This is a genomic window from Streptomyces sp. NPDC018029, from assembly GCF_044327655.1.
Taxonomy (GTDB): Bacteria; Actinomycetota; Actinomycetes; order Streptomycetales; family Streptomycetaceae; genus Streptomyces.
This window is the reverse complement of record NZ_JBIRFV010000004.1, coordinates 664,876-688,389: the sequence shown is the minus strand read 5'-3', so window position 1 is coordinate 688,389 and position 23,514 is coordinate 664,876. Positions and strand designations below refer to the sequence as shown.

The following is a 23,514-nucleotide window of genomic DNA, read 5'->3' as shown; positions in this document are numbered from 1 at the left end:
ACCCATGGATCCCGCGGTCATAGGCACCCGCCTGGCATCGAGCGCCGTAGCCCCCCTGATCAAGAAGCTGTTCGTGCGGGAGGGTCCGGGTGCGGGACTGGTCGACAAGCCCGTGCGGCTCTCCTCGCTGGTCTCCTTCCGGGGCGAGAAGCGCACGCTGGGCGAGCGGGACGTGCGGCGGCTCGCGGAGCGGCTCGTGGCGGCGTCCCTGGACTCGCCGGGCGAGCGCCCCTTCCCGCAGGACGAGGCCGAAGCGGTCGTCGACGCCCTGGCCCGGAGGCTCCTCTCCCTCGGCGAGCTCGACATGGACGACGTGCAGGCGGTCCGCCTCGGCCACGAGAAGCTGGCCCGCAAGCTCGTGTACGAGGTGTCGGCCTCCGGCCTCTCCGCGGACGCTTCCCTCTACCTCGACTCGGTCACCGAGTGGGCGTGCCTGCACATCCTGCAGTTCTTCACGCAGCGCTCCACCTTCGTGGCGGCGACGCTGGTGGCGCAGAGCCGGGCGCAGGACGAGCTGATCGCGAAGGTCGACGAGCTGATCTCCCGTAACCCGATCGCCGGCGGGGCGGAGGACGTCGCCTTCGAGCGGCGCTACCTCGCGTACGTCGTGAAGAAGCACGGCAAGCTGACGATCTACGGCATCGATCTGGCCGGCTCCCCGGGCAAATGGCCCCTGGACGCGGCCTACATGTCGCTGGAGGCTGCGCCGCCCGGGCGCGTGGCCACGGCCCACTACCAGGCGGGAGCCGAGTACCACTCGGAAGGGGTGGAGGTCGTCGACCGCACGCCTCCGCTCCCCGCCGACCAGGCGCTCGCCACCCATGACCGGGTCCTCCTCCGGGGCGAGGCGGGCTCGGGCAAGACGACGCTGGTGCAGTGGCTTGCGGTGAGCGCGGCACGCGGGGACGTGGCTGTCTCCTCGGACACCATGGCGTACCTGGACGACCGCATCCCGTACGTCCTCCCCCTGCGCACCCTCACCCGCCACGGCGAGCGCCTGCCCGCGCCCGCCGACTTCCTCACCGCCGTGGACTGCCCGCTCGCGGGGACCCAGCCGAAGGGCTGGGAAGCGCGCGTCCTGACGGCCGGCCGCGCCCTGGTCCTGATCGACGGGATCGACGAGGTCCCGGAGGCGGAGCGCGCCCGGACGCGGACCTGGCTGAGCGACCTCATCGACGCGTTCCCGGGCAACCGCTGGCTGGTGACGTCGCGCCCCTCGGCCGTACGGGAGGACTGGCTCACCGAGGAGGGCTTCACGGAGCTGACGCTCTCCGCGATGCGGAAGGCGGAGGTGGCGGCGTTCATCGAGCGGTGGCACGCGGCCGCGACCACGGGTGCGCCCGAGGAGGACGCCGCGCTCGCCGCGTACGAGAGCCAGCTCCTGGCGGCGGTCCGGTCGAAGCCGGACCTGGGCCGCCTGGCCACCAACCCCCTCATGTGCGGGCTGATCTGCGCGCTGCACAGGGACCGGCGGGGCTTCCTGCCGCTGGGCCGCAAGGATCTCTACACGGCAGCTCTCTCCATGCTGCTTGTACGCCGGGACCGTGAGCGCCACATGGCGGTCCCGGAGTTGCGGGAGGAGCCGCAGCTGCAATTGCTCCAGCGGCTCGCGTACTGGCTGATCCGCAACGGCCGTACAGTGATGGACCGTTCGCGCGCGGAGGCCATCATCGCGGACGCGCTGCCCGCGGTGCCTGAGCTGGCCCCGCTCGGCGACGCCGCAGCGGTCTACACCCACTTCCTGCACCGCAGCGGCCTCCTCCGCGAGCCGGGACCCGGCACCGTCGACTTCGTCCACCGCACGTTCCAGGACTTCCTCGGCGCGCGGGCCGCGGTCGACGAGGGCGACTTCGGCGTCCTCGCCCGGCACGCCGCGGACGACCAGTGGGAGGACGTCATCCGCATGGCGGTGGCACAGGCGCGGCCGCGCGAACGGGCGGAACTGCTGGGCGACCTGCTCTCGTTCGGCGACGGCCACCCGGATGAGGGGACCCGTAAGCGTGTCCATCTCCTGGCCGCGGCCTGCCTGGAACACGCGGCGGAGCTGGCGCCGGCCGTCCGGGAGGAGGTGGAGCGGCGGACGGCGGCGCTGATCCCGCCGCACGACGTGGCGGACGCGAAGGCGCTGGCGAACGTCGGGGCGATGGTGCTCGACCTGCTGCCGGGCCCGGAGGGCCTGACCGACGACGAGGCCACACACGTGACGATCACCGCGACGCGGGTCGACTCGGACGCGGCGATCCCTTTCCTCGCCCGGTTCGCCCGGCACGGAAGAATCAGCGTCCGCAGCCAGCTGATGTGGGGGTGGCACCGGTACGACTGCCGCGCGTACGCCGAGCAGATCATCGCCCGCCTCGGCGACGCCGACGACATCCACTTCACCCTCCGGACCGACGCGCAGGTCGCCGAGCTCGAACGGCTGGACCTGCGCCCGCGGAAGCTGGACATCAGGCCGGGGGTCACCCCCGAGATCGCCTCCCGCTTCATAGCGGCCTGCGAGCCCACGTTCCTGCTCCTGAACAGGTTCCCGCCGACCCTGCTGACGGCGGAGGCACTAGGGTCCCTCGGCCACCTCGACGGACTCAGCGTCGTCGGCGCACTGGAACCGTGGAGTTTGGCGCCGTTCCCCGCTGAGGCCCCCTTGAAGTTCCTCGGCCTCGTGGGTTCCCGGAACTCCCTGGCCGACCTGCGTATCGCGACCCGGTGGCCGACGCTGGAGCGGGTGACCTTCGACGACGACGATGCGCTGTCCCCCGCGGACTGGGAGGTGTTCGCAGCCCTGCCGGGCCCTCTCGCCCTGCACCTCCCGGCGAACGCCCTCACGCTCGCCTCGCCGGACCTGACCGTGCCCGGCCTGGTCGACCTGCAGCTCCGCCCTGATCCATCCTGGACGGCGGCCGTCGCACGCCTGGGTACGCTCGCGCCGGGACTGAAGCGGCTGTTCCTGCAGAACCGCCCCGAGGGCAGCCCGGACCGGAACGCCCTCATCGACGTCTCAGCCCTGGCCCACCACCCGACCCTGGCGGAGCTGACAGTCCCCGCGGTGGCGGTAGGCCTGGACAATCTCCCCGCCCACATCGACGTACACATCTACGGCCCGCTCACCGATTGAGCTGAAACCACACACCTTTGCCCGTACTCGCGGGCGTCACCCCGCAGACGTCCGACAGTGCGGTCACGAGGAACAGTCCGCGCCCGCCCTCCTCCTCCGCGTCGGGCCTGCGGGGCGGGGGCAGTTGGTCGCCGCCGTCGTACACGGCGATGCGTACGTGGGTGGCGGCGACGGCGGCTTTCGATCTTGGCGGGGTGGACGTTGCCGGGGGTGAACAGGGTGTAGGTCTCGGGGGGTGACGGTAGTTCGGGCTCAGGCCCATACGACTTGAGGTCATGCGCGGGTACGCCCATGAGACGCCTCCACGCCCGAACTCCCGGGAGGTCCACCCTTGGCACTACGGCAGCACATCACCGAGCGCCAGCGACGACTCGGCGTCGAGCTCCGAAAGTTGCGCGAGACCGCGGGGCTCAACCTCATCGAGGCGGCCGCGTTGATCGGCGTGGGACGGCCCCACATGACGCACATCGAGGCGGCCAGGACCGGCATCTCCACGGAACGTCTCCGCACCCTTGCGGCCAAGTACGGGTGCACTAGTGGGGCTTATGTCGACGAGCTGGTGCGCTTGGCCGAGAGCAACGGCAAGGGTTGGTGGTCCGAGTACCGCAAGGATTTGCCTCAGCAGTTGCTGGATCTCGCCGAGTTGGAGGACCGGGCGACCAGCATCGCGAGTTACGAGACGCTGCTCGTCCCCGGTCTGCTCCAGACCGAGTCGTACATGCGTACGCTGTTCCAGAACACTCGGCCCAGCGCGAGACCCGCCGAGATCGACACGCTGGTGCGCTTCCGTCTCGCGCGCCAGCGCATCCTCACCGGTGAACACCCACCCCAGCTGCACGTCGTCATCCATGAGGCCGCGCTGCGTATGGTCGTCGGCAACCCTCAGATCATGCGCACCCAGCTGGCGCACCTGATCCGCTGCTCCGCCAACCCGCATGTCACGATCCAGATCCTGTCGTTCGACCAGGGGACACAGGCCTGGCGCAGCGCCCCGTTCCTGCTCCTCTCCCCGGGAGTGCAGGGCCTGGAAACGGTCTTCGTCGAGCATCCCGCCGCTGGGATGACCCTGCACGACAGCGAAGCGATCTCCCAGTACCAAGCGACCATCGTCGCCCTGGGCGCCAGCGCGTTGGCGCCCATCGTGAACGAGAACACGCCGGACCGCCTCGAAGACCGAGACTCCCTGGGGCTCGTCCAGCACATCCACTACGCCCACAGCGGAGCCCGACGATGACTGAACTCACCTGGCAGAAGTCCTCCTTCAGCGAGGGAGCCGGAGCAAACTGCGTCTACGTGGCCCAAAGCCCCACCGGCCGGATCCACCTCCAAGAGAGCGACGCCCCCGACACCACCCTCACCACCCACCCCACCGCCTTCGCCGCCCTCATACGCGCCCTCACACCGGAGTCATGAGCTCAGCGGACGTGGGCCAGCAACCTGTGCAGCACGGCCTCGGCGTGTGTCCAGAGCAAGGATCCCCCGGCATCGGAAAGCACGTGCCGGGTCGCTGTCGGGATCAGCTGGGCGAGCGATTCGCCCAGGTCCGGGGAGTGGACCGGGCTGGTGTCCTGCTGCCCGTACCAGAGGTCGACGGGGACGGCGATGCCGGTGGGGTCGAACGGCCAGCGGCCCATCGCCAGGACGGTGTCGCGGGCGTAGCCGGCCGGGCCCTGGCTGAACGCCTCGTCCAGCGCGTGCCGGAAGGCGTCCTGGAAGACCGGGTCGGTGTAGACCGCCCGGTCTGCCTCGGGGGCCGTCGTCACGGTCAGCTCCCACAGTGCGTCGGCGCTGCCGAAGTCGGCGAAGCGCGCCTCGGCGGCGACGGGGTCGGCCGCGACGGCGTCCACCATGTCCCTCACCTGCGGGATCAGCGAGTGGGCGAAGCGAGGATGTGCGAGGTCGTCGCTGCCGGACACCACGGCCACCGCGTTCACCAGACCGTCTGCCGCCAGGGCGAGGGCGAACGGTGCCCCCTGTGAGAATCCCACCGCCGACGGTGCTCGTAGGGCCCTTTCCCGGAAGAGGTGCCGGATGTCGGTGGCCCAACTGGTCAGAGTCCGGCCGGGCGCCGGGCCGGAGACGCCGAGGCCGGGCCGGTCCACGCTGATGAGCCGGACCCCCGCCGCGTCGACTACGTCACCGCCGAAACCGAGCCGCCTGCTGGTGGCCGCCCCAGGGCACAACAGCACTGGGGTGCCGTCGGCCGGCCCCCACTCCGCCCAGCCGAGGAGTCGTCCGTCCGGCAGCTGGAACTGTCCGAGCCGCGCTGGTTCCCGTACGCCGTAGTCCATGATCCTCATTGTTCCGCGCCCGCCTCCCGGGCATGGACTCGGGACCGGCGAACTGCAGTTGTGCTGGCGGCCATTGACCTAATCTGAGGTCATGGTCGACCCCGCAGCCCTAGGTGCTCGCCTCGCGTCCGGCGCAGTCGCCCCCCTCGTGAAGAAGCTCTTCGTGAAGGACCAGCCGGGCGCGGCGCTCGTCGCCAAGCCGGTGCGGATCTCCGGGCTCGTGTCGTTCGGGGGCGAGAAGCGGAACGTCACACCGAAGGACGTCGAGAAGATCGCGGACGAGCTCGTCCGGAGGGCGTTGAAGGCCGCGGGGCCCGGCGAGCGGCCGGTGGACGCCGCCGAGGCCGTCGCCGTGAAGCACGCCCTCACGCACTCCCTCGCCGCCCTCGGCACCCTCACCATCGAGGACTACGAAGCCGTCGCCCTCGGCCCGGAGGAGTTCGCGCGCGTGCTCCGCTCGCAGTCGGCCGTGACCGTCGTGACGTTCGCGCTCAGCCGCGACGCCGAGCTGTTCTACGACCAGCTGCTCCACACCGCCTCCCTCCACATCCTGAACTTCTTCACGCAGCGCTCCACCTACATCGCCCGGCAGCAGACCTCGCAGAGTCAGCAGCTCGCGCGGCTCGTCGCCGCCGTCGACGTACTCCTGGAGCGGCTGCCGTCGCAGTCGAGCGAGGACGCCGCGTTCGAGGAGCGGTACGCCTCGTACATCACCGCGCGGCACGGCACGCTCACCATCTACGGTCTGGACGTCTACGCCGGGGCCAGTGAGTGGCCCCTCGACACGGCGTATCTGAGCCTGGAGGCGACTCGGGAGCGGCCCGGGGAAGGCGGGGCCCCGGTGGCGGCCGAGCGGGTGCTCGCCCAGCACGACCACGTGCTGCTGCGCGGCGTCGCCGGGTCCGGCAAGACCACCCTGGTGCAGTGGCTCGCGGTGACGGCGGCCGACCGGACGTACGAGCACGGGCTCACCCACCTCATCGGGCGGGTGCCGTTCGTGCTGCCGATGCGGCGGATCGTCCGGCCGGGAGCCGAACTCCCCGCCCCGCACCAGTTCTTGACCGCCGTCGGGTGTCTCGTCGCCGGGGAGCAGCCCCCGGGCTGGGTGGAGCGCGTCCTGGAGGGCCGGCGCGGCGTGCTGCTGGTCGACGGGATGGACGAGATCTCCGAGGACCGGCGCGAGTCGGCGAAGCGGTGGCTGCGCGATCTGATCCGCTTCTTCCCGGGCAATCTGTGGCTCGTCACGACCCGCCCCTCCGCCGTCCCCGACAAGTGGCTGGACCCCACGGGCTTCGACGAGCTCACGCTGTCGCCGATGGCGCGCGACGACGTCGACACGTTCGTACGCCGGTGGCACCGTGCGGCGGGCGCCGACGAATCCGTCGGGGCCGCCCTCCTGCAGTCCGTGCGGGCCGCGTCCGAGCTGAACCGGCTCGCCACCAACCCGCTGATGTGCGGGATGCTCTGCGCGCTCCACCGCGAGCGGCGCGGCTTCCTGCCGCAGGACAGGAAGTCCTTGTACGAGGCGGCGCTGACGATGCTGCTCGAGCGCAGGGACGTCGAGCGGGACGTCACGGCCGTACGGCTGCCGTTCGCCATCCAGGTCCAGCTCCTCCAGAAGCTCGCCTGGTGGCTGATCCGCAACAGCCGTTCGGAGATGGACCGTTCGGACGCCGTGCACATCCTCGGGGAGGCCGCCCCCGCGATGAACCTCGACGGCGACGGCGAGGACGTCTACCGCTGGCTGCTCCTGCGGTCGGGGCTGCTGCGGGAGCCCGCCGAAGGGCGCGTGCACTTCCTGCACCGCACCTTCCAGGACTACCTCGGCGCCCGCCTCGCCGTGCAGGAACTGGACTTCGACCTGCTCGTGAACCACGCGGACCGGTCCGAGTGGGAGGACGTCATCCTGCTGGCCGTCGCGCACGCGCGGCCGAAGGAGGCGGAGCAGATGCTGCGGCGGCTGGTGGCCGGCGGTACGGCGCGGGGCAAACTGCTCGCGGCCGCCGCGCTGCCGTACGCGGCGGAGGTGGCGCCGGCCGTGCGGCAGCTGGTGGAGCGGGGAGTACGGACGCTCATTCCGCCGCTGACGGGCCTCCAGGCCGCCACCCTGGCGGAGGCGGGCCGCGATCTGGTCCTCGGCCTGCTGCCCGGCCCCGACGAGGTCGACCACGAGCTCGCCCGGCTGGTGGTCTTCACTGCCGCCAGGGTCGGCAGCCCCCAGGCGCTGCACTTCCTGACCCGCTTCCGCGACCACCCCTCCCGTCTGGTCCAGCTGACCCTGGCACAGCAGTGGGGGGCCTTCGACCGCGAGCTCTACGTACGGGAAATCCTCACGCATCTGTCCCAGCGGCCCATGATCCCCGTGCACGGCCCCGACGACCTTCGAGCCCTCCGCGCCATCGGCGGCTGGCCGACCATCAAGGTCGTCGGCCCCTACCGCGTCGAGGACCTGACGGAACTCATCGTGCCGGAGCAGCTCACCCGGCTCTCCCTGGACGCACCCCACCCGGTCGAGGGCCTCGCCTGGCTCTCGGCCTTCCCGCGCCTCACCGACGTGGATCTGGACGTGGCGGTCGGCGCGGGCACAGCCGAGCGGATTCCGTCCGGCGTACGCCTCAACACCCCTGGGACGCAGGCCACTTGACCTATCCTTGGCCTTACGGCAAGACCCGACCCCAGGGACCCGATGCCCATGGAGCCCGTAGTACGCACCCCCTCGGCCCTCGCCATGCCCCTCGTGCAACGGTTCTTCCGCATCCCGCCCCGGGCGCCCACCACCCCCGACCTGATCGCCGCCCTCACCACCTGGCGCGGGCCCGACGCCACCGCCGACCCCGACGACGTCCACCGCACCGCCGCCGACTTCATCCAGCTCGCCGCGGAGACGCACTCCACGCCCACCGCCGAGCTCCCCGCGGTCGCCGACGTCCTGACCCGCACCCTGCTCGCCATCGGCGAACTCGACCTCACCGACGCCGACGCCGTGCGCCTCGGCCCGCAGGACTACGCCCGGCGGCTGCGCGGCGCCGTCCAGGGCGCCGACCGCCGCCTCACCCCCGACGCCGCCTGGTTCCACGACGAACTGCTCGTCGCCGTCTGCCTGCACGTCCTGCACCACCTCGTGCGCCGCTCCCCGTACATCCAGCGGCACATGCCCGAGCGCGCCAGCCGCATCCGCCAGCTCGTCGACCTCAACGACGCGGAGGCGGCCGTCGCCCGCCGCCCCGAACCCTCCCGGGAAGACGCCGACTTCGAGGCCGCGTACGCCCAAGAGGTGGTGCGCCAGCACGGCTGGCTAACCATCGTCGGCGTCGACTTCGCGCACGCGCCCGACCGCTGGCCCCTGGAGGACACCTATCTGAGCCTCCAGGCCGAGGAGAACAGCGGCGGCCCGGTGGCGGGAGCCGGCGGGCAGCAGCGCACCGTCCTCCTCGCCGACCGGGCCCTGGAGGGCCACGAGCGGGTCCTGCTGCGCGGCGTCGCGGGCTCCGGCAAGACGACCCTCGTGCAGTGGCTCGCCGTCGCCGCCGCCCGCGAGGGCGCCCGCGTGCCGTTCGTCCTTCCCGTACGCCGCTTCGCCCGCGAGGGCTTCCCCGCCCCGGACGACTTCCTGCGCGCCGTACGCCACCCGCTCGCCGGCCAGGCTCCCGAGGGCTGGGTCGTCCGCACCCTCCTCGCGGGCCGCGCCCTGCTCCTGGTCGACGGCATCGACGAGGCCCCGGAGGAGACCCGCGGCGCCCTGCGCGACCAGCTCCGCCGCCTCCTGCGCATCTTCTCCGGCACCGCCTGCCTGGTCACCTCACGGCCCTCCGCCGTGGAGGACGGCTGGCTCGCCCAGGAACGCCTCGCCGAAGAGGGCTTCACCGAGCTGTCCCTCGCCCCGATGTCCCGCGACCAGGTCACCCGCTTCATCCGCGACTGGCACACCGCGGCGATGAGCGACGCGGGCCAGGACACCGAATCCCTCAAGGAGTACGAGCAGCGCCTGCTGCACTCCGTACGGATCTACCGCGAGCTGCGCCAGCTCGCCACCAACCCCTTGATGTGCGGCCTCATATGCGCCCTCAACCGGGACCGCTCGGGCTCCCTGCCCAAAGGGCGCAAGGAGCTCTACGACGCCGCCCTGGAGATGCTCCTGCAGCGCCGCGACCCCGAACGGGACGTGCTGTACGCCGACGACGTACGGCTCCAGCAAGGCGCCCGCGAACTGCTCCTGCGCAAGCTCGCCCACGCCATGCTCGACGAGGGCCTCTCGGAGCTGCCGCGCCGCCGCGTCGTCGACGTCCTGAACCACGCGCTGCCCGCCATCCCCTCCGCCCGGGCCGCGGGCGACGGCGAGAAGATCTTCCGCCACCTGCTGCACCGCACCGGGCTGCTGCGCGAACAGGCGGGCGTCTCGGTCGACTTCATCCACCGCACCTTCCAGGACTACCTGGCGGCCAAGGAAATCGTGGCCCGCGGCGACCTCGACACCCTCGTCGAACACGCCCACCAGCCGGAGTGGGAGGAGGTCATCCGCATGGCCGCCGCCCACGCCCGCCCCGACGAGTGCGCCCGCTTCCTGGAGCGTCTCCTCGCCGCCGCCCCCGGCCTGCGCAGGCCGCACGTCAACCACCGGCGCCTGATGGCCGCCGCCTGCCTCGAACACGTCAGCGAGCTGGACCCGGCCATCCAGGAGCTCGTCCACCGGCGCACGAAGAACCTCCTGCGCCCCACCACCGAACAGGGCGCCCGCAGCCTCGGCTGGGTCGGCCCCATCGTCCTGGAGCAGCTGCCGGACCCCGAGCAGGTCCCCGGCGACCAGCAGGCGCTGCTCCTCGCCATCACCGCGACCCGCGTCCAGGACGACGCGGCCATCGACTACCTCGCCCGGCTGCGCACCCGCACCTCGCTCGCCATCCGCACCGAGCTGGCCCGCCCCTGGCGGCACTTCGACACCGAGCGGTACGCCCGCGAGATCATCGCGCACCTCTCCCCCGAGGGCCTGTACTTCCCCGTCTCCGACGCCGCCGAGCTCACGGCCCTGCGCGGCCTCGGCGGGCGGCCCCGCATCCAGGTGGCCGGCGTCATGCGCACCGACGAGCTCATCGCGGGCCTGGTCCCCGACCGGCTCACCCACCTGTGGCTCAACGCGGAGCTGCCCGACCCGGACATGTCGTGGCTGGTCCGCTTCCCCGCCCTGCGCGTCCTGCGCGTCAACCCGCGCCTGCCACGCGTGCGGAACGTACCGGAGGGCGTCTCGATCACCGCCTGACGGCGGCCCAGTCCCGTACGGGCGTACGAAAAAGGGGCTGCCCCGGAGCCGTACGAAACGGTTCCGGGGCAGCCCCTGTGGCGCGCCCTGTGCGGGCTACGCCTCCTTGCTCAGGTTCGGGCCGGCGCCGCCACCGGCGGCCGACTCGATCGGCGGCACGTCGGGCAGTGCCGCCTTCTCCTCGCCACGGAAGGTGAACGTGGCGGTCTCGCCCTCGCCCTCCGTGTCGACGACCACGATGTGGCCGGGACGGAGCTCACCGAAGAGGATCTTCTCGGAGAGGGTGTCCTCGACCTCGCGCTGGATCGTGCGCCGCAGCGGACGCGCGCCGAGCACCGGGTCGTAACCCTTCTTCGCGAGCAGCTCCTTCGCGGACTGGGAGAGCTCGATGCCCATGTCCCGGTCCTTGAGGCGCTCGTCCACCTTGGTGATCATCAGGTCGACGATCTGGAGGATGTCGTCCTGGCTGAGCTGCGGGAAGACGACGACGTCGTCCACGCGGTTCAGGAACTCCGGGCGGAAGTGCTGCTTCAGCTCGTCGCTGACCTTGTTCTTCATCCGCTCGTAGTTGGACTTCGTGTCGCCCTGGGCCGCGAAGCCGAGGTTGAAGCCCTTCGAGATGTCACGGGTGCCGAGGTTGGTCGTCATGATGATGACCGTGTTCTTGAAGTCGACGACCCGGCCCTGGGAGTCGGTCAGGCGACCGTCCTCCAGGATCTGCAGGAGCGAGTTGAAGATGTCCGGGTGGGCCTTCTCGACCTCGTCGAAAAGGACGACCGAGAACGGCTTGCGGCGGACCTTCTCCGTCAGCTGGCCGCCCTCTTCGTAACCCACGTAACCGGGGGGCGAACCGAAGAGACGCGAGACCGTGTGCTTCTCGCTGAACTCCGACATGTCGAGGGAGATCAGCGCGTCCTCGTCACCGAAGAGGAATTCGGCGAGCGCCTTGGACAGCTCGGTCTTACCGACACCGGACGGGCCCGCGAAGATGAACGAGCCACCGGGACGCTTCGGGTCCTTCAGACCCGCACGCGTACGCCGGATCGCCTTCGAGAGCGCCTTGACGGCGTCCTTCTGGCCGATGACGCGCTTGTGGAGCTCGTCCTCCATGCGCAGCAGGCGGGAGGACTCCTCCTCCGTGAGCTTGAAGACCGGAATGCCGGTCGCCGTGGCCAGGACCTCGGCGATCAGCTCGCCGTCGACCTCGGCGACGACGTCCATGTCGCCGGCCTTCCACTCCTTCTCGCGCTTGGCCTTCGCGGCGAGCAGCTGCTTCTCCTTGTCGCGGAGAGAGGCCGCCTTCTCGAAGTCCTGGGAGTCGATGGCCGACTCCTTGTCGCGACGGACGCCCGCGATCTTCTCGTCGAACTCGCGGAGGTCCGGCGGCGCGGTCATCCGGCGGATGCGCATCCGGGAGCCGGCCTCGTCGATCAGGTCGATCGCCTTGTCGGGCAGGAAGCGGTCCGAGATGTACCGGTCGGCCAGGGTGGCGGCCTGCACCAGCGCCTCGTCCGTGATGGAGACGCGGTGGTGCGCCTCGTAACGGTCGCGGAGGCCCTTGAGGATCTCGATGGTGTGCGGCAGCGACGGCTCCGCGACCTGGATGGGCTGGAAGCGGCGCTCCAGCGCGGCGTCCTTCTCCAGGTGCTTGCGGTACTCGTCGAGCGTGGTCGCACCGATGGTCTGCAGCTCACCGCGGGCCAGCATCGGCTTGAGGATGCTCGCGGCGTCGATCGCGCCCTCGGCGGCGCCCGCACCCACCAGGGTGTGGAGCTCGTCGATGAACAGGATGATGTCGCCGCGGGTGCGGATCTCCTTGAGGACCTTCTTCAGGCGCTCCTCGAAGTCACCGCGGTAGCGCGATCCTGCGACCAGGGCGCCGAGGTCCAGGGTGTAGAGGTGCTTGTCCTTGAGGGTCTCGGGCACCTCGCCCTTGACGATGGCCTGGGCGAGGCCCTCGACGACGGCGGTCTTGCCGACACCGGGCTCACCGATCAGGACCGGGTTGTTCTTCGTGCGGCGGGACAGCACCTGCATGACCCGCTCGATCTCCTTCTCGCGCCCGATGACCGGGTCGAGCTTGGACTCACGAGCGGCCTGGGTGAGGTTCCGGCCGAACTGGTCGAGCACCAGGGACGTGGAGGGCGTGCCCTCCGCAGGACCGCCGGCGGTGGCGGTCTCCTTGCCCTGGTAACCGGAGAGCAGCTGGATGACCTGCTGCCGCACCCGGTTGAGATCGGCGCCCAGCTTGACCAGGACCTGGGCGGCGACGCCCTCGCCCTCACGGATCAGGCCGAGCAGGATGTGCTCCGTGCCGATGTAGTTGTGGCCCAGCTGAAGGGCCTCGCGGAGCGAAAGCTCCAGGACCTTCTTGGCACGGGGGGTGAAGGGAATGTGCCCGGACGGAGCCTGCTGGCCCTGCCCGATGATCTCCTCCACCTGCTGGCGGACCGCCTCGAGCGAAATCCCGAGGCTCTCCAGGGCCTTAGCGGCGACACCCTCGCCCTCGTGGATCAAGCCCAGGAGGATGTGCTCGGTGCCGATGTAGTTGTGGTTGAGCATCCGGGCTTCTTCCTGAGCCAGGACGACAACCCGCCGCGCGCGGTCGGTGAACCTCTCGAACATCGTTAATCGCTCCTCAGAGCGGTCAGGCAGTAAAGGGGTCGGTCCCCTCCCTGTCCTTCCGCAGCTTAGTCCCGCAAGCGGGGACCGCTCATTCCAACTGCCGACACCCGGACCCCAACTCGGAGGATCTCCTGACCCCGAACGCCGACAACTGCTCCAACCCGATGGTGCGAGACGATGTTCCCGCAGGCCAGGCAGTTACCCCCACCATCACTACGCCGATGGCGAACGTGACATGTCCAGGACCGCGTGTCGCCCCCTCCCACTAGGGATGTCTTACCCGTAACGACTGACAGTCCATGCGGCGTGCCCCGGATCCCTCCGCTACGGGCGAACACTCTTGCGCCGCCGAGCACGCCTTCACGCCCCCCTGACGGATACGCACCGCATCTACGTCGCCACACCGCGTAACCCGGGCGCCCTTCCGGCTGTTGCCCGGACATGGCCCCCACAGTTCCTCAGCCCCGAGCGCCTTTCGAGCAGAGCCGAGCGCCTTTCGAGCAGAGCGGCCCGGTGCGGCAGTGGTACGAGAACGAGCTCGGCTGGGCGACCGCCCCCGGGCCCGGCCCGGTGCGGCTCCTGACCGGCCTGCGCTTCGACGTCCTGGAACTGCCGGCGGAGGCGGGCTTCGCGGCGCTGCGCCACCTCGGGCCGAAGGCCCCGGTGGCGCTGCGCGGGGAAACGATGCGCCTCCTGGTGAGCGCGGGCAGCGCGGAGGAGCTGCCGGGGCTGCTCGACTGGCTGGAGTGGGGACACATCCCCCTCGGCCTCACCGCGGTCGGGGCGGGCGGGCGTATCGACGCGCCCACTCCCCCGGGATGGTCCGGCTCACGGGGGGCCGCCGTCTGGCTGCGACCCCCGGAGCCCGGCTGTGAGGTGGAGCCGACACTGCCTGCGCTGCCGTCCCTGCCAGGGGTGGGGCCCCTGTCCGAGGTGGGGGGAGGCGGGACAGCGCTCCACAGCGACCCCGCCGTGGGCTCCGGTCTCGTGCGACTGGTGGACACGGCGGCGACGCACTGCCACCGGGTCCGGCTGCGGCGTCGCAGCCGTCAGCCGTTGGCCTTCTCGTAGGCCTCACGAATGGACGCGGGAACGCGGCCGCGGTCATTGACCTCGAAACCGTTCTCCTTCGCCCAGGCGCGGATCGCGGCCGTGTCCTGGCCACCGCTCGCCGCGGCGGTGCGCGTCTTGCCGCGGCCGCTCGAACGGCCCCCGGTGCGCCGACCTGCCTTGACGAAGTCCTCAAGGGCGCCACGGAGCTTGTCCGCGTTGGCCGTGGTGAGGTCGATCTCGTAGGACTTGCCGTCCAGCGCAAACGTCACGGTCTCGTCCGCCTCGCCACCGTCGAGGTCATCGACAAGAAGGACCTGAACCTTCTGTGCCACCGGATTTCCTTTCATCGATAACTGTGAGGCCGGACCGCGCGACGCACGCCGCCGATTCACCGGCCCCTGTTATATGCAGTACTGCAGTACGTCGGAAAGCAAACCGCTTTTGCCGGAAAAACACAAACCCCTGGGAGAGACAGGGGACCCCTGGAAGCCTGGAAACATGCGCGTTTCGGACATAGCCCACCAGGGCAGGGGCGGTCCGGAATACCGCCGGGGTGATCACCCGATCACAGATGCAGAAGCATCCGGCTGTTGCCCAAGGTGTTCGGTTTCACTCGTTCGAGGCCAAGGAACTCCGCGACGCCCTCGTCATAGGAACGCAGGAGCTCGCTGTAGACATCTCCGTCGACCGGAGTCTCGCCGATCTCCACGAAGCCGTGCTTCGCGAAGAAGTCGACTTCGAAGGTGAGACAGAAAACCTTGCGGACGCCGAGCCAGCGGGCGGTCTGCAGCAACTTGCCCAACAGCTGATGCCCCACTCCGGCACCCTTGACCTCGGGGTTCACCGCGAGGGTACGCACTTCCGCGAGGTCTTCCCACATCACGTGCAGAGCGCCGCAGCCGACCAACTCGGCGTTGTCGTCACGTTCCGCGACCCAGAACTCCTGGATGTCCTCGTAAAGCGTCACCGTCGCTTTGTCCAGGAGGATGCGCTCGCGGACGTAGGAGTCGAGGAGGCGGCGCACGGCCGGCACATCGGAGGTTCGCGCCCTGCGGACGGAGACCGCTTTTGTGCTGAGTTCGCTGCGTTCGGATCGCTCAGGTCGTTCGGATCGTTCAGGTCGTTCGGTTCGTTCGGGTCGTTCGGTTCGTTCGGGTCGTTCGGGTCGTTCGGGGACCTCTGCTGGCATGAGCGGACGCTATCGCTCTGCTTCGCGCTCGGCGCCGCCGGGGTTCGCGGGGTTGTTCCCCGGGTTCGCGGGGTTGTTCCCAGGGTTCACGGCGTTCTCCGGGCCTTGGACGATACGCATCGCGTCGCTCAGCGCTTCCCGCTGTTCCTCCGACATCATGCCGAAGAAGGCGACCAGTGCGGCGGCCGGGTTGTCGCTCTGCGACCAGGCTTCGTTCATCAGTGCGGCTGCGTAGGCGGCGCGAGTGGAGACCGCCTCATATCGATAGGCGCGGCCTTCCGCTTCGCGGCGCACCCAGCCCTTCTGATGGAGATTGTCCAAAACGGTCATCACGGTGGTGTACGCGATGGACCGTTCCTGCTGAAGGTCTTCCAGGACTTCTCGAACGGTCACGGGGCGGTTCCACTTCCACACCCGCGTCATGACTGAGTCTTCGAGTTCTCCCAATGGGCGAGGCACAGCAGAACAATAGTGGGAGACGTCACTATTGGCGTGATGCGTGAGGGACGTGGCGTACCACTAATTTCCGCAACAAAAAGGGCGTACGACTCGAATGACACGTCGAGTCGTACGCCGGGGGCCCGGGGCCGGGCGGGGGCGTGCGGCGGTGAAGCGGTGTAGCGGTGCTTGGTGCCGCTCAGGCGCTGCCGGTGGCCTTCGGGGTCTGGCCGGCGGCCTCGGCGCGGGAGATCGCGGCGTCCACGGCCGCGTCCTCCTTGGCCTTGTTGGCGCCGCCCTGGGTCTTCACGATCGTCACGATGAGCCCGGTGAAGAACACGGCCATCACTACGGGGGGCACGAGCGCGGAAACGTAGTCCATGCCTCCCAGAGTAGCTAGCCCGCGACGAGCTGGTGCGGCGGGTCCGCGGGTGTCGGCGTGGGAGTCTGCGGGGGCGTCTGCGCGGGAGCCTCGGGGCGGCGCTTCGGCGGGAAGACCTCGGCCGGGGTGGGCACCGGGCGGGGCGGCTCCGGGGTGGCGGGCCGTTCGGAGGGCGACTGCGCTCCGTCCCTGTCGCTCAGCCCTCCGGGGAGGGCGTGGAGGCGGGCGCGGGAGGCGGGCGCGGGAATGGAGACGGTGGCGACGGGGTCTGGGACGGCGCGGCGCACGAGACGGGCGCGGACGGCGCGCTCGGCGAGGGCGCGGCAGCGGTCGAGGAGGGCGGCCGCGGTGGGGTTGCCGCGCAGGGCGCGCAGTGCGGCGAGGTCGTCGGCGCCCGGCTGGTAGCCGGCGGCGAGGACGTCGTCCAGCAGGGCGAGGTAGCCGGAGGCGGTGCCGGGCAGGGCGGCCCGGTAGCGGGCGAGGTCGGCCACCAGGAAGGCGCGCAGCCTGGCGCCCTCGCGCATCGCTTCGTCGACCGATTCGGCGAGCCGGAGACAGTCCTGGACGTCCTCGTCGCGGGCGGGGTCGCGGTCGCGGACGGGGCTGGGGTGCAGGGCGAGCGCCAGGGCGCGACGGAGCACACGCAGCTCCTCCGCACCGAAGGCCATGCCGCCCCGGGTTCCGTATGGCGTGGGCATGGACTGACGATACGCGCCAACCGGACAAAATCGGCTTAACGCCACTCGCTGGCGGGGGCGCCTTGGGCGGGGGTCGCCTTTGCTTCGTCTGTGGGCCGGGGCGGGTTCTGGCGGGGCGCCTTGGGCGGGGTTCGCCTTCCGCCCGTCTGTGGGGCGGGGCCGCGGGGGTATGTGCGTACTCGCCATCCCTGCGCCACGCCTCAAGCCCAAAGACGCCACAGCGCGCTCGGTGCTCCGTTCGCACATACCCCCACGTCCCCTCGCGAGCGCTTGCGGCAGCGGCCCGGTGGGGGGCCTTGCGCCTTCTCCTGCGGGCCGTCGCGGGGCAATCCCCACCCGCCCTAGGGCGTCGCGGGGAACACCGGCCCACCCGCCCCTACCCCCACAGGGCGTCGCGGGGGAACACCCGCCCACCCGCCCCTACTCTCACTGGACGTCGCGGGGCAAACGGGTGGGTGGGTGGGGAACATCCGCCGCGAAGCGGCGGGCTTGGGGTCCCTACCCCGGCGGGACGGCGCAGGGCAGACCCCACCCGGGGAGATGCACAGGCCCGCCCCGGGGTCAGTCCGGGCGGCGGCGGGCCAGGGCGTAGGCGACCGCGCCTATGCCAAGGCCTGCCACCGCCGCCACCGCGAGCCAGGGCAGAACCCCCGCCCCCGCCCCCGCCCCGGCCAGGGCGGGCGAAGGCGGAACCGCCCGGGCCGCCGTCGCCGGCCCACCGGCCACCACCACCAGCGCCGCCGCAACCACCGCAGCCCTCAGCCGTCTCCTGCGCCTCATCCGCCCCAGTCCGCCCCACACCGCCCAAGCCCCCGTCCCAGCGCAGACTCTCGCAGAAGGGGACGGGTTGTGCACACGAAGCGTCGGCTATCGGTCAGGCCCGGGAGATGTTCCGCTCGTAGACGAGCCGAAGCCCGATCAGCGTCAGCCACGGTTCGTGCTCGTCGATGACCGAGGCCTCACCGAGGACCATCGGAGCCAGGCCACCCGTGGCGATCACCGTGACGTCGTCGGGGTCGCCCCCCGCGCCCGCGAGCTCGCGTGCCATGCGGTTCACCACGCCGTCGACCTGGCCCGCGAAGCCGTACAGGATGCCCGCCTGCATGGCCTCCACGGTGTTCTTGCCGATGACGCTGCGCGGGCGGGCCAGCTCGATCTTGCGGAGCTGTGCGCCGCGTACCCCGAGGGCCTCCACGGAGATCTCGATGCCGGGGGCGATGACACCACCGGCGTACTCCCCGCGCGCGGAGACCGCGTCGAACGTCGTGGCGGTGCCGAAGTCGACGACGATGGCGGGGCCTCCGTACAGCTCCACCGCCGCCACCGCGTTGATGATGCGGTCGGCGCCGACCTCCTTGGGGTTGTCCATGAGGATCGGGACGCCGGTCTTGATGCCGGGTTCGACGAGGACGGCGGGGACGTCTCCGTAGTAGCGGCGGGTGACCTCGCGCAGTTCGTGCAGGACCGAGGGGACCGTGGAGCAGATCGCGATGCCGTCGATGCCGTCGCCGAGCTCGTCGCCGAGCAGGGGGTGCATGCCCATCAGGCCGTGGAGCAGGACGGCCAGTTCGTCGGCGGTGCGCCGCGCGTCGGTGGAGATGCGCCAGTGCTCGACGATGTCCTCGCCGTCGAAGAGGCCGAGGACGGTGTGGGTGTTGCCCACGTCGATCGTGAGGAGCATCAGTCCCGCACCGCTTCCCGCAGGTCGAGGCCGATGTCGAGGATCGGCGAGGAGTGCGTGAGGGCGCCCACCGCGAGGTAGTCGACGCCCGTCTCGGCGTACGCGCGGGCGTTCTCCAGGGTGAGGCGGCCCGAGGACTCGAGGAAGGCGCGGCCGGCCACGATCGCGACGGCCTCCGCCGTCTCGCCCGGCGTGAAGTTGTCCAGGAGGATCAGGTCGGCGCCCGCGTCGACGACCTCGCGCAGCTGGTGGAGCGTGTCGACCTCGACCTCGATGGGCACGTCGGGGAACTGCTCGCGCACGGCCTTGAAGGCCTGTGCGACGCCGCCGGCGGCGACCACGTGGTTGTCCTTGACCAGGGCCGCGTCGGAGAGCGACATGCGGTGGTTGACGCCGCCGCCCATGCGTACCGCGTACTTCTCCAGGGCGCGGTAGCCGGGCGTCGTCTTGCGGGTGTCGCGGACCTTCGCCTTGGTGCCGTCGAGCGCGTCCGCCCACGCGCGCGTGGCGGTCGCGATGCCGGAGAGGCGGCACAGGATGTTCAGCGCGCTGCGCTCGGCGGTGAGCAGGTCGCGGGTGCGGGTGGTGACGCTCAGCAGGACGTCGCCCGCCGCCACGCGGTCGCCGTCCTCGACGTGCCGCTCGACCTCGAACTCCTCTTCGCACACCACCGACATGACCGCTTCGGCGACACGCAGGCCCGCGACGGTGCCCGCCTCGCGCGCGGCGAAGTCGGCGGTGGCGACGGCGTCCTCGGGGATGGTGGCGGCCGTGGTGACGTCCACGCCGCCGGCCAGGTCCTCCTCGATGGCCATGTGCGCGATGTCCTCGATCTGGAGGGGGTCGAGGCCCGCCTCGGCGAGGAGCCGTGCGAGAGCGGGGTCGAGGCCGCACTCGAGGGGGTCGAACGCGTCGTCCCCGCCGCAGCCGCAGGCATCGCCGCAGCCACCGGCGGCTGTGGGGGCGGCGAGGGGGAGGTCGTCGGGGGTGCTCACGGTCACTTCTCCTGGGGACTGGGACGGGTCGGAGGGAAGTCGGGGGTCTCTGTGGTGTGCGCCGCCAGGGTCCTGTCGGGATTCAGGCGTACGACGATGTGGCGGCGCCAGGCCGCGTCATCGCGGTCGGCGTGGTCCTCGCGCCAGTGGCAGCCGCGGGTCTCCTCGCGGCGCTGGGCGGCGGCCACCAGGACGCGGGCGACGCACAGGAGGTTGGTGGTCTCCCAGGTGTCGACGCCGGGCTCGGCCGTCTTGCCGTGCTCGGCGAGCGCCCCCGCGGCGTCGGCGTGGATGCGGGCGAGGCGTGCCGCGGCCTCGGTGAGGGACGCGGCGGAGCGCAGGACTCCGGCGCCCTCGGTCATGACGCGCTGGATGGCGAAGCGGGCCTCGGCCGGCAGCAGGGGGTGCGTCGGCGTCTCGGGCGGGGTGACGGGGACGGGCACGCGCGCGTGGAGGGCGTTCTCCGCGTGGCGGGCCGTGATGTCGGCGGCGATGCGCTCGGCGTAGACGAGGCCTTCGAGGAGGGAGTTGGAGGCCAGGCGGTTGGCGCCGTGGACGCCGGTGCAGGCGACCTCCCCGCAGGCGTAAAGCCCCGGGACGGTGGTGCGGCCGTGCCGGTCGGTGCGGACGCCTCCGGAGGCGTAGTGCGCGGCGGGGGCGACCGGGATGGGCGCGGTGACCGGGTCGATGCCGTGGGTGCGGCAGGCGGCGAGGATCGTCGGGAAGCGGTTCTCCCACATGTCGGCGCCGAAGTGCCGGGCGTCGAGGTACATGTGCTCGGCGCCCTGTTCCTGCATGCGGCGCGTGATGCCCTTGGCGACGACGTCGCGGGGAGCCAGCTCGGCGAGCTCGTGCTGTCCGGCCATGAAGCGCACGCCGTCGGCGTCCACGAGGTGCGCGCCCTCGCCCCGGACGGCTTCGGAGACCAGCGGCTGCTGGCCCTCCGCGTCCGCCCCGAGGAAGAGCACCGTGGGGTGGAACTGCACGAATTCGAGGTCGGAGACCTCGGCGCCCGCGCGCAAGGCGAGCGCGACGCCGTCGCCCGTGGAGACGGACGGGTTCGTGGTGGCGGAGAAGACCTGGCCCATGCCGCCGGTCGCGAGGACCACCGCGGGGGCGTGGACGGCTCCCACGCCGTCGTGCTGGCCCTCTCCCATGACGTGCAGGGAGACACCGGCGGTGCGGCCGTCGGCGTCCGTCAGGAGGTCGAGCACCAGCGCGTTCTCCACCGTCGGTATGCCGCGGGCGCGGACGGCCTCGACGAGGGCGCGGGAGATCTCCGCGCCGGTGGCGTCGCCGCCCGCGTGCACGATGCGGCGGCGGTGGTGGCCGCCCTCGCGGGTCAGCTCGATGGCGCCTTCGGGGCCGGTGTCGAAGTGGGCGCCGGTCTCGATGAGGCGGCGCACGGCGTCGGGGCCCTCGGTGACGAGGATGCGGACGGCCTCCTCGTCGCACAGGCCGACGCCGGCCACGAGCGTGTCGTCCAAGTGCTGTTCGGGTGTGTCGCCCTCGCCGAGCGCCGCGGCGACGCCGCCCTGGGCCCAGCGGGTGGAGCCGTCGTCAAGACGGGCCTTGGTCACCACGACGGTCTTCACTCCGGCGGCCGCGCAGCGCAGGGCGGCGGTCAGTCCGGCCACTCCGGAGCCGACGACCACGACGTCGGCGTCGAGGGACCAGCCGGGGGCGGGGGCATGCAGCCGTATTCCGGTGGCACTCATACGTCGGCTCCGAAGGTCAGCGGGATGTTGTCGATCAGCCGCGTCGAGCCGACCTTGGCCGCGACGGCCAGGACGGCCTCGCCGGTGTGTCCGGGGCGGACCGGGGTGAAGTCGGCCGGGTCCACCAGCGCTACGTAGTCCAGCTCCAGCGGGGGGTTCAGGCGCGCCGCGTCGTCGAGGACGAGCCGGGCCGCCGCGACGACGGCGGCGGGGCCGCCTCCGGGCGCGGCGGGGTCCGTGGACTCCGCCACGGCGTGGGCGTCGGCGGCCGCGCGGGACTCCCCCATGGCGTTCAGGGCGTCGGCACGCGCGCGTGAGGCGGGTGCGCTGGCGGCCCGCGCGCGGAGGGCCTCCTGCGCGGCGTGCCGGTCGCGGCCCGCGAACAGGGCCTGGGAGAGGGCGAGGGCGGTGCGCCGCTCCACCGGTGCGAGGTAGCGGTTGCGGCTGGAGAGGGCCAGGCCGTCGTCCTCGCGGACGGTGGGGACGCCGACGATCTCCACGGGGAAGTTGAGGTCGCGCACCATGCGGCGGATCAGGGCGAGCTGCTGGGCGTCCTTCTGCCCGAACAGCGCCACGTCGGGACCGGTGAGGTGCAGCAGCTTGGCGACGACGGTGAGCATGCCGTCGAAGTGGCCGGGGCGCGTGGCTCCTTCGAGGACGGTGCCCATGGGGCCCGCGCTGACCCGGACCTGCGGCTCGCCTCCCGGATAGACCTCGTCCACACCGGGGGCGAACACGATGTCCGCGCCCGCCTGTGCGGCGATCTTGACGTCGGCGTCGAGAGTGCGGGGATAGCGGTCCAGGTCCTCGCCCGCACCGAACTGCAGCGGGTTCACGAAGACCGTGACGACGACCTCGCCCTCAGGGCCCGCGACGCGGCGGGCGGCGCGGATCAGCGAGGCGTGCCCGTCGTGCAGGGCGCCCATGGTCATGACGACGGCGCGGCGGCCCGCACGCGTGCGCGCGCGCAGGGCCTCGGCGGTGTGCAGGAGGGTGGGGTTCGTGCTGGTCGGGCCGGTCATCGGGGCCCTCCTTCGGGCGTGGTGCCGCCGTCCGCGCCGTTGGCGAGGACGCCGAGGAGGTCCTCGGCGAGCTCCGGCTTGAGCAGGCCGTGGGCGAGGGCGCGGTCGGCGGTGGCGCGGGCCATCGCGAGATAGCCGGCGACGGTCTGCGGGGCGTGCTTGCGAAGCTCGGCGACATGGGCGGCGACGGTGCCCGCGTCCCCGCGCGCGACGGGGCCGGTGAGCGCCGCGTCGCCCGAACGCAGCGCGTTGTCCAGGGCGGCGCCGAGCAGCGGGCCGAGCATCCGGTCGGGCTGCTCGACGCCCGCGTCCCGCAGCAGGTCCATGGACTCGGCGACCAGGGTGACCAGGTGGTTCGCGCCCAGGGCGAGGGCCGCGTGGTACAGCGGGCGGTTCTCCTCGGCGATCCACTCGGGCTCGCCGCCCATCTCGATGACCAGGGCCTCGGCGGCGAGCCGCAGCTCCTCGGGGGCGGTCACGCCGAAGGAGCAGCCGGCCAGGCGCTGCACGTCGACGGGGGTGCCGGTGAACGTCATGGCGGGGTGCAACGCCAGCGGCAGGGCGCCGGCGCGCAGGGCGGGCTCGAGGACCTTGGTGCCGTACCGCCCGGAGGTGTGGACGAGCAGCTGGCCCGGGCGCACGGCCCCGGTCTCCGCGAGGCCCTCGACGAGGCCGGGCAGGGCGTCGTCGGGGACGGTCAGGAGCACCAGGTCGGCCCGCTCGAGGACCTCGGCGGGCGGGACGAGGGGGACGTCGGGCAGCAGCGCGGCGGCTCGTCGCACCGACGAGTCGGAGACGCCGGACGCGGCCACCGGGCGGTGCCCGGCGAGCTCCAGCGACGCGGCGAGCGCGGGGCCGACACGGCCCGCTCCCACGACTCCCACGGTGAGCCTCGCGGGGCGGTCCCGCGGGTCTGGCTGATGCGATGCGTTCACGCGGCGGCGCCTTCCGTTCCAGTCCGCTCGGGGTACCGGACGATTTCTCGTCATGCTAACGCGATTGGTCGGCGCCGCGTCTTCCGCTGTCCACAGGCTGTGGTTATTCATATGACCGGTG

The 23,514-nt window shown here is 71.7% G+C and carries 20 protein-coding genes; 6 read left to right on the top strand and 14 right to left on the bottom strand.

The features are described from left to right. Positions 1 to 4 precede the first annotated feature (4 nt). Positions 5 to 3,112: an NACHT domain-containing protein gene (locus ACH4D5_RS16050; protein ID WP_398302537.1), complete on the top strand. Its 3,108-nt coding sequence runs from the start codon at positions 5 to 7 to the stop codon at positions 3,110 to 3,112. Here ACH4D5_RS16050 and ACH4D5_RS16045 read toward each other — a convergent pair. Continuing rightward, entirely contained in the window at positions 3,102 to 3,374 is a 273-nt protein-coding gene (locus tag ACH4D5_RS16045; protein WP_398302652.1) for an ATP-binding protein, read from the bottom strand. The genes ACH4D5_RS16050 and ACH4D5_RS16045 overlap by 11 nt on opposite strands. Before the next feature lie 69 nt (positions 3,375 to 3,443). On the opposite strand from ACH4D5_RS16045, the gene ACH4D5_RS16040 reads away from it, so the two are divergent. Beyond that, positions 3,444 to 4,346: a helix-turn-helix domain-containing protein gene (locus tag ACH4D5_RS16040; protein ID WP_398302535.1), complete on the top strand. Its 903-nt coding sequence runs from the start codon at positions 3,444 to 3,446 to the stop codon at positions 4,344 to 4,346. Continuing rightward, on the top strand, positions 4,343 to 4,525 hold the full coding sequence (locus ACH4D5_RS16035; protein WP_398302533.1) for a DUF397 domain-containing protein: 183 nt from the start codon (positions 4,343 to 4,345) through the stop codon (positions 4,523 to 4,525). The genes ACH4D5_RS16040 and ACH4D5_RS16035 overlap by 4 nt, the downstream gene beginning before the upstream one ends. A 2-nt stretch (positions 4,526 to 4,527) precedes the next feature. Here the strand turns inward: ACH4D5_RS16035 and ACH4D5_RS16030 are convergent, their stop codons facing one another. Next, positions 4,528 to 5,403, bottom strand: coding sequence for an alpha/beta fold hydrolase (locus tag ACH4D5_RS16030; RefSeq protein WP_398302531.1), 876 nt, complete (start codon positions 5,401 to 5,403; stop codon positions 4,528 to 4,530). Positions 5,404 to 5,494: 91 nt separating this feature from the next. Here ACH4D5_RS16030 and ACH4D5_RS16025 point away from each other — a divergent pair, with 91 nt between their 5' ends. Both ACH4D5_RS16025 and ACH4D5_RS16020 read left to right on the top strand, forming a co-directional pair. Beyond that, positions 5,495 to 8,047, top strand: coding sequence for an NACHT domain-containing protein (locus ACH4D5_RS16025; protein WP_398302529.1), 2,553 nt, complete (start codon positions 5,495 to 5,497; stop codon positions 8,045 to 8,047). A 48-nt stretch (positions 8,048 to 8,095) separates the two neighbouring features. After that, the gene (locus tag ACH4D5_RS16020) at positions 8,096 to 10,657 is read left to right on the top strand and encodes an NACHT domain-containing protein (RefSeq protein WP_398302527.1); all 2,562 of its coding nucleotides are present in this window, start codon (positions 8,096 to 8,098) and stop codon (positions 10,655 to 10,657) included. Between the two features lie 96 nt (positions 10,658 to 10,753). On the opposite strand, the gene ACH4D5_RS16015 is transcribed toward ACH4D5_RS16020, so the two are convergent. Beyond that, entirely contained in the window at positions 10,754 to 13,282 is a 2,529-nt protein-coding gene (locus ACH4D5_RS16015; protein ID WP_363248329.1) for an ATP-dependent Clp protease ATP-binding subunit, read from the bottom strand. Positions 13,283 to 13,723: 441 nt separating this feature from the next. Here ACH4D5_RS16015 and ACH4D5_RS16010 point away from each other — a divergent pair, with 441 nt between their 5' ends. After that, positions 13,724 to 14,353 (top strand): SCO3374 family protein, encoded by a 630-nt coding sequence (locus tag ACH4D5_RS16010; protein WP_398302525.1) that lies wholly within the window; start codon positions 13,724 to 13,726, stop codon positions 14,351 to 14,353. Here the strand turns inward: ACH4D5_RS16010 and ACH4D5_RS16005 are convergent. The 11 genes from ACH4D5_RS16005 to ACH4D5_RS15955 all read right to left on the bottom strand — a co-directional run bounded on the left by ACH4D5_RS16005 (position 14,332) and on the right by ACH4D5_RS15955 (position 23,393). Continuing rightward, positions 14,332 to 14,667, bottom strand: a complete 336-nt coding sequence (locus tag ACH4D5_RS16005; protein WP_398302523.1) for an Lsr2 family protein — start codon at positions 14,665 to 14,667, stop codon at positions 14,332 to 14,334. The two genes, ACH4D5_RS16010 and ACH4D5_RS16005, sit on opposite strands and share 22 nt — an antisense overlap. Positions 14,668 to 14,900: 233 nt before the next feature. Next, on the bottom strand, positions 14,901 to 15,524 hold the full coding sequence (locus ACH4D5_RS16000; RefSeq protein WP_398302521.1) for an amino-acid N-acetyltransferase: 624 nt from the start codon (positions 15,522 to 15,524) through the stop codon (positions 14,901 to 14,903). Positions 15,525 to 15,533: 9 nt separating this feature from the next. Beyond that, positions 15,534 to 15,983 carry a BlaI/MecI/CopY family transcriptional regulator gene (locus tag ACH4D5_RS15995; protein WP_398302519.1) on the bottom strand — a complete coding sequence of 150 codons (450 nt, stop codon included), beginning with the start codon at positions 15,981 to 15,983 and terminating at the stop codon, positions 15,534 to 15,536. A gap of 178 nt (positions 15,984 to 16,161) precedes the next feature. After that, positions 16,162 to 16,344 carry a hypothetical protein gene (locus tag ACH4D5_RS15990; RefSeq protein WP_398302517.1) on the bottom strand — a complete coding sequence of 61 codons (183 nt, stop codon included), beginning with the start codon at positions 16,342 to 16,344 and terminating at the stop codon, positions 16,162 to 16,164. Between the two features lie 14 nt (positions 16,345 to 16,358). Beyond that, entirely contained in the window at positions 16,359 to 17,012 is a 654-nt protein-coding gene (locus tag ACH4D5_RS15985) for a hypothetical protein (RefSeq protein ID WP_398302650.1), read from the bottom strand. Between the two features lie 591 nt (positions 17,013 to 17,603). After that, positions 17,604 to 17,822: a hypothetical protein gene (locus tag ACH4D5_RS15980; protein ID WP_398302515.1), complete on the bottom strand. Its 219-nt coding sequence runs from the start codon at positions 17,820 to 17,822 to the stop codon at positions 17,604 to 17,606. Between the two features lie 94 nt (positions 17,823 to 17,916). Continuing rightward, positions 17,917 to 18,723 (bottom strand): type III pantothenate kinase, encoded by an 807-nt coding sequence (locus ACH4D5_RS15975; RefSeq protein ID WP_365359611.1) that lies wholly within the window; start codon positions 18,721 to 18,723, stop codon positions 17,917 to 17,919. Further along, the gene (gene nadC, locus ACH4D5_RS15970) at positions 18,723 to 19,718 is read right to left on the bottom strand and encodes a carboxylating nicotinate-nucleotide diphosphorylase (RefSeq protein ID WP_398302512.1); all 996 of its coding nucleotides are present in this window, start codon (positions 19,716 to 19,718) and stop codon (positions 18,723 to 18,725) included. The genes ACH4D5_RS15975 and nadC overlap by 1 nt, the downstream gene beginning before the upstream one ends. A 2-nt stretch (positions 19,719 to 19,720) precedes the next feature. Then, positions 19,721 to 21,436 carry an L-aspartate oxidase gene (locus ACH4D5_RS15965; protein WP_398302510.1) on the bottom strand — a complete coding sequence of 572 codons (1,716 nt, stop codon included), beginning with the start codon at positions 21,434 to 21,436 and terminating at the stop codon, positions 19,721 to 19,723. Continuing rightward, entirely contained in the window at positions 21,433 to 22,458 is a 1,026-nt protein-coding gene (panC, locus tag ACH4D5_RS15960; RefSeq protein ID WP_398302508.1) for a pantoate--beta-alanine ligase, read from the bottom strand. Before panC ends, ACH4D5_RS15965 begins: the two co-directional genes overlap by 4 nt. Next, entirely contained in the window at positions 22,455 to 23,393 is a 939-nt protein-coding gene (locus ACH4D5_RS15955) for a Rossmann-like and DUF2520 domain-containing protein (protein ID WP_398302506.1), read from the bottom strand. Before ACH4D5_RS15955 ends, panC begins: the two co-directional genes overlap by 4 nt. Positions 23,394 to 23,514: the final 121 nt, after the last annotated feature.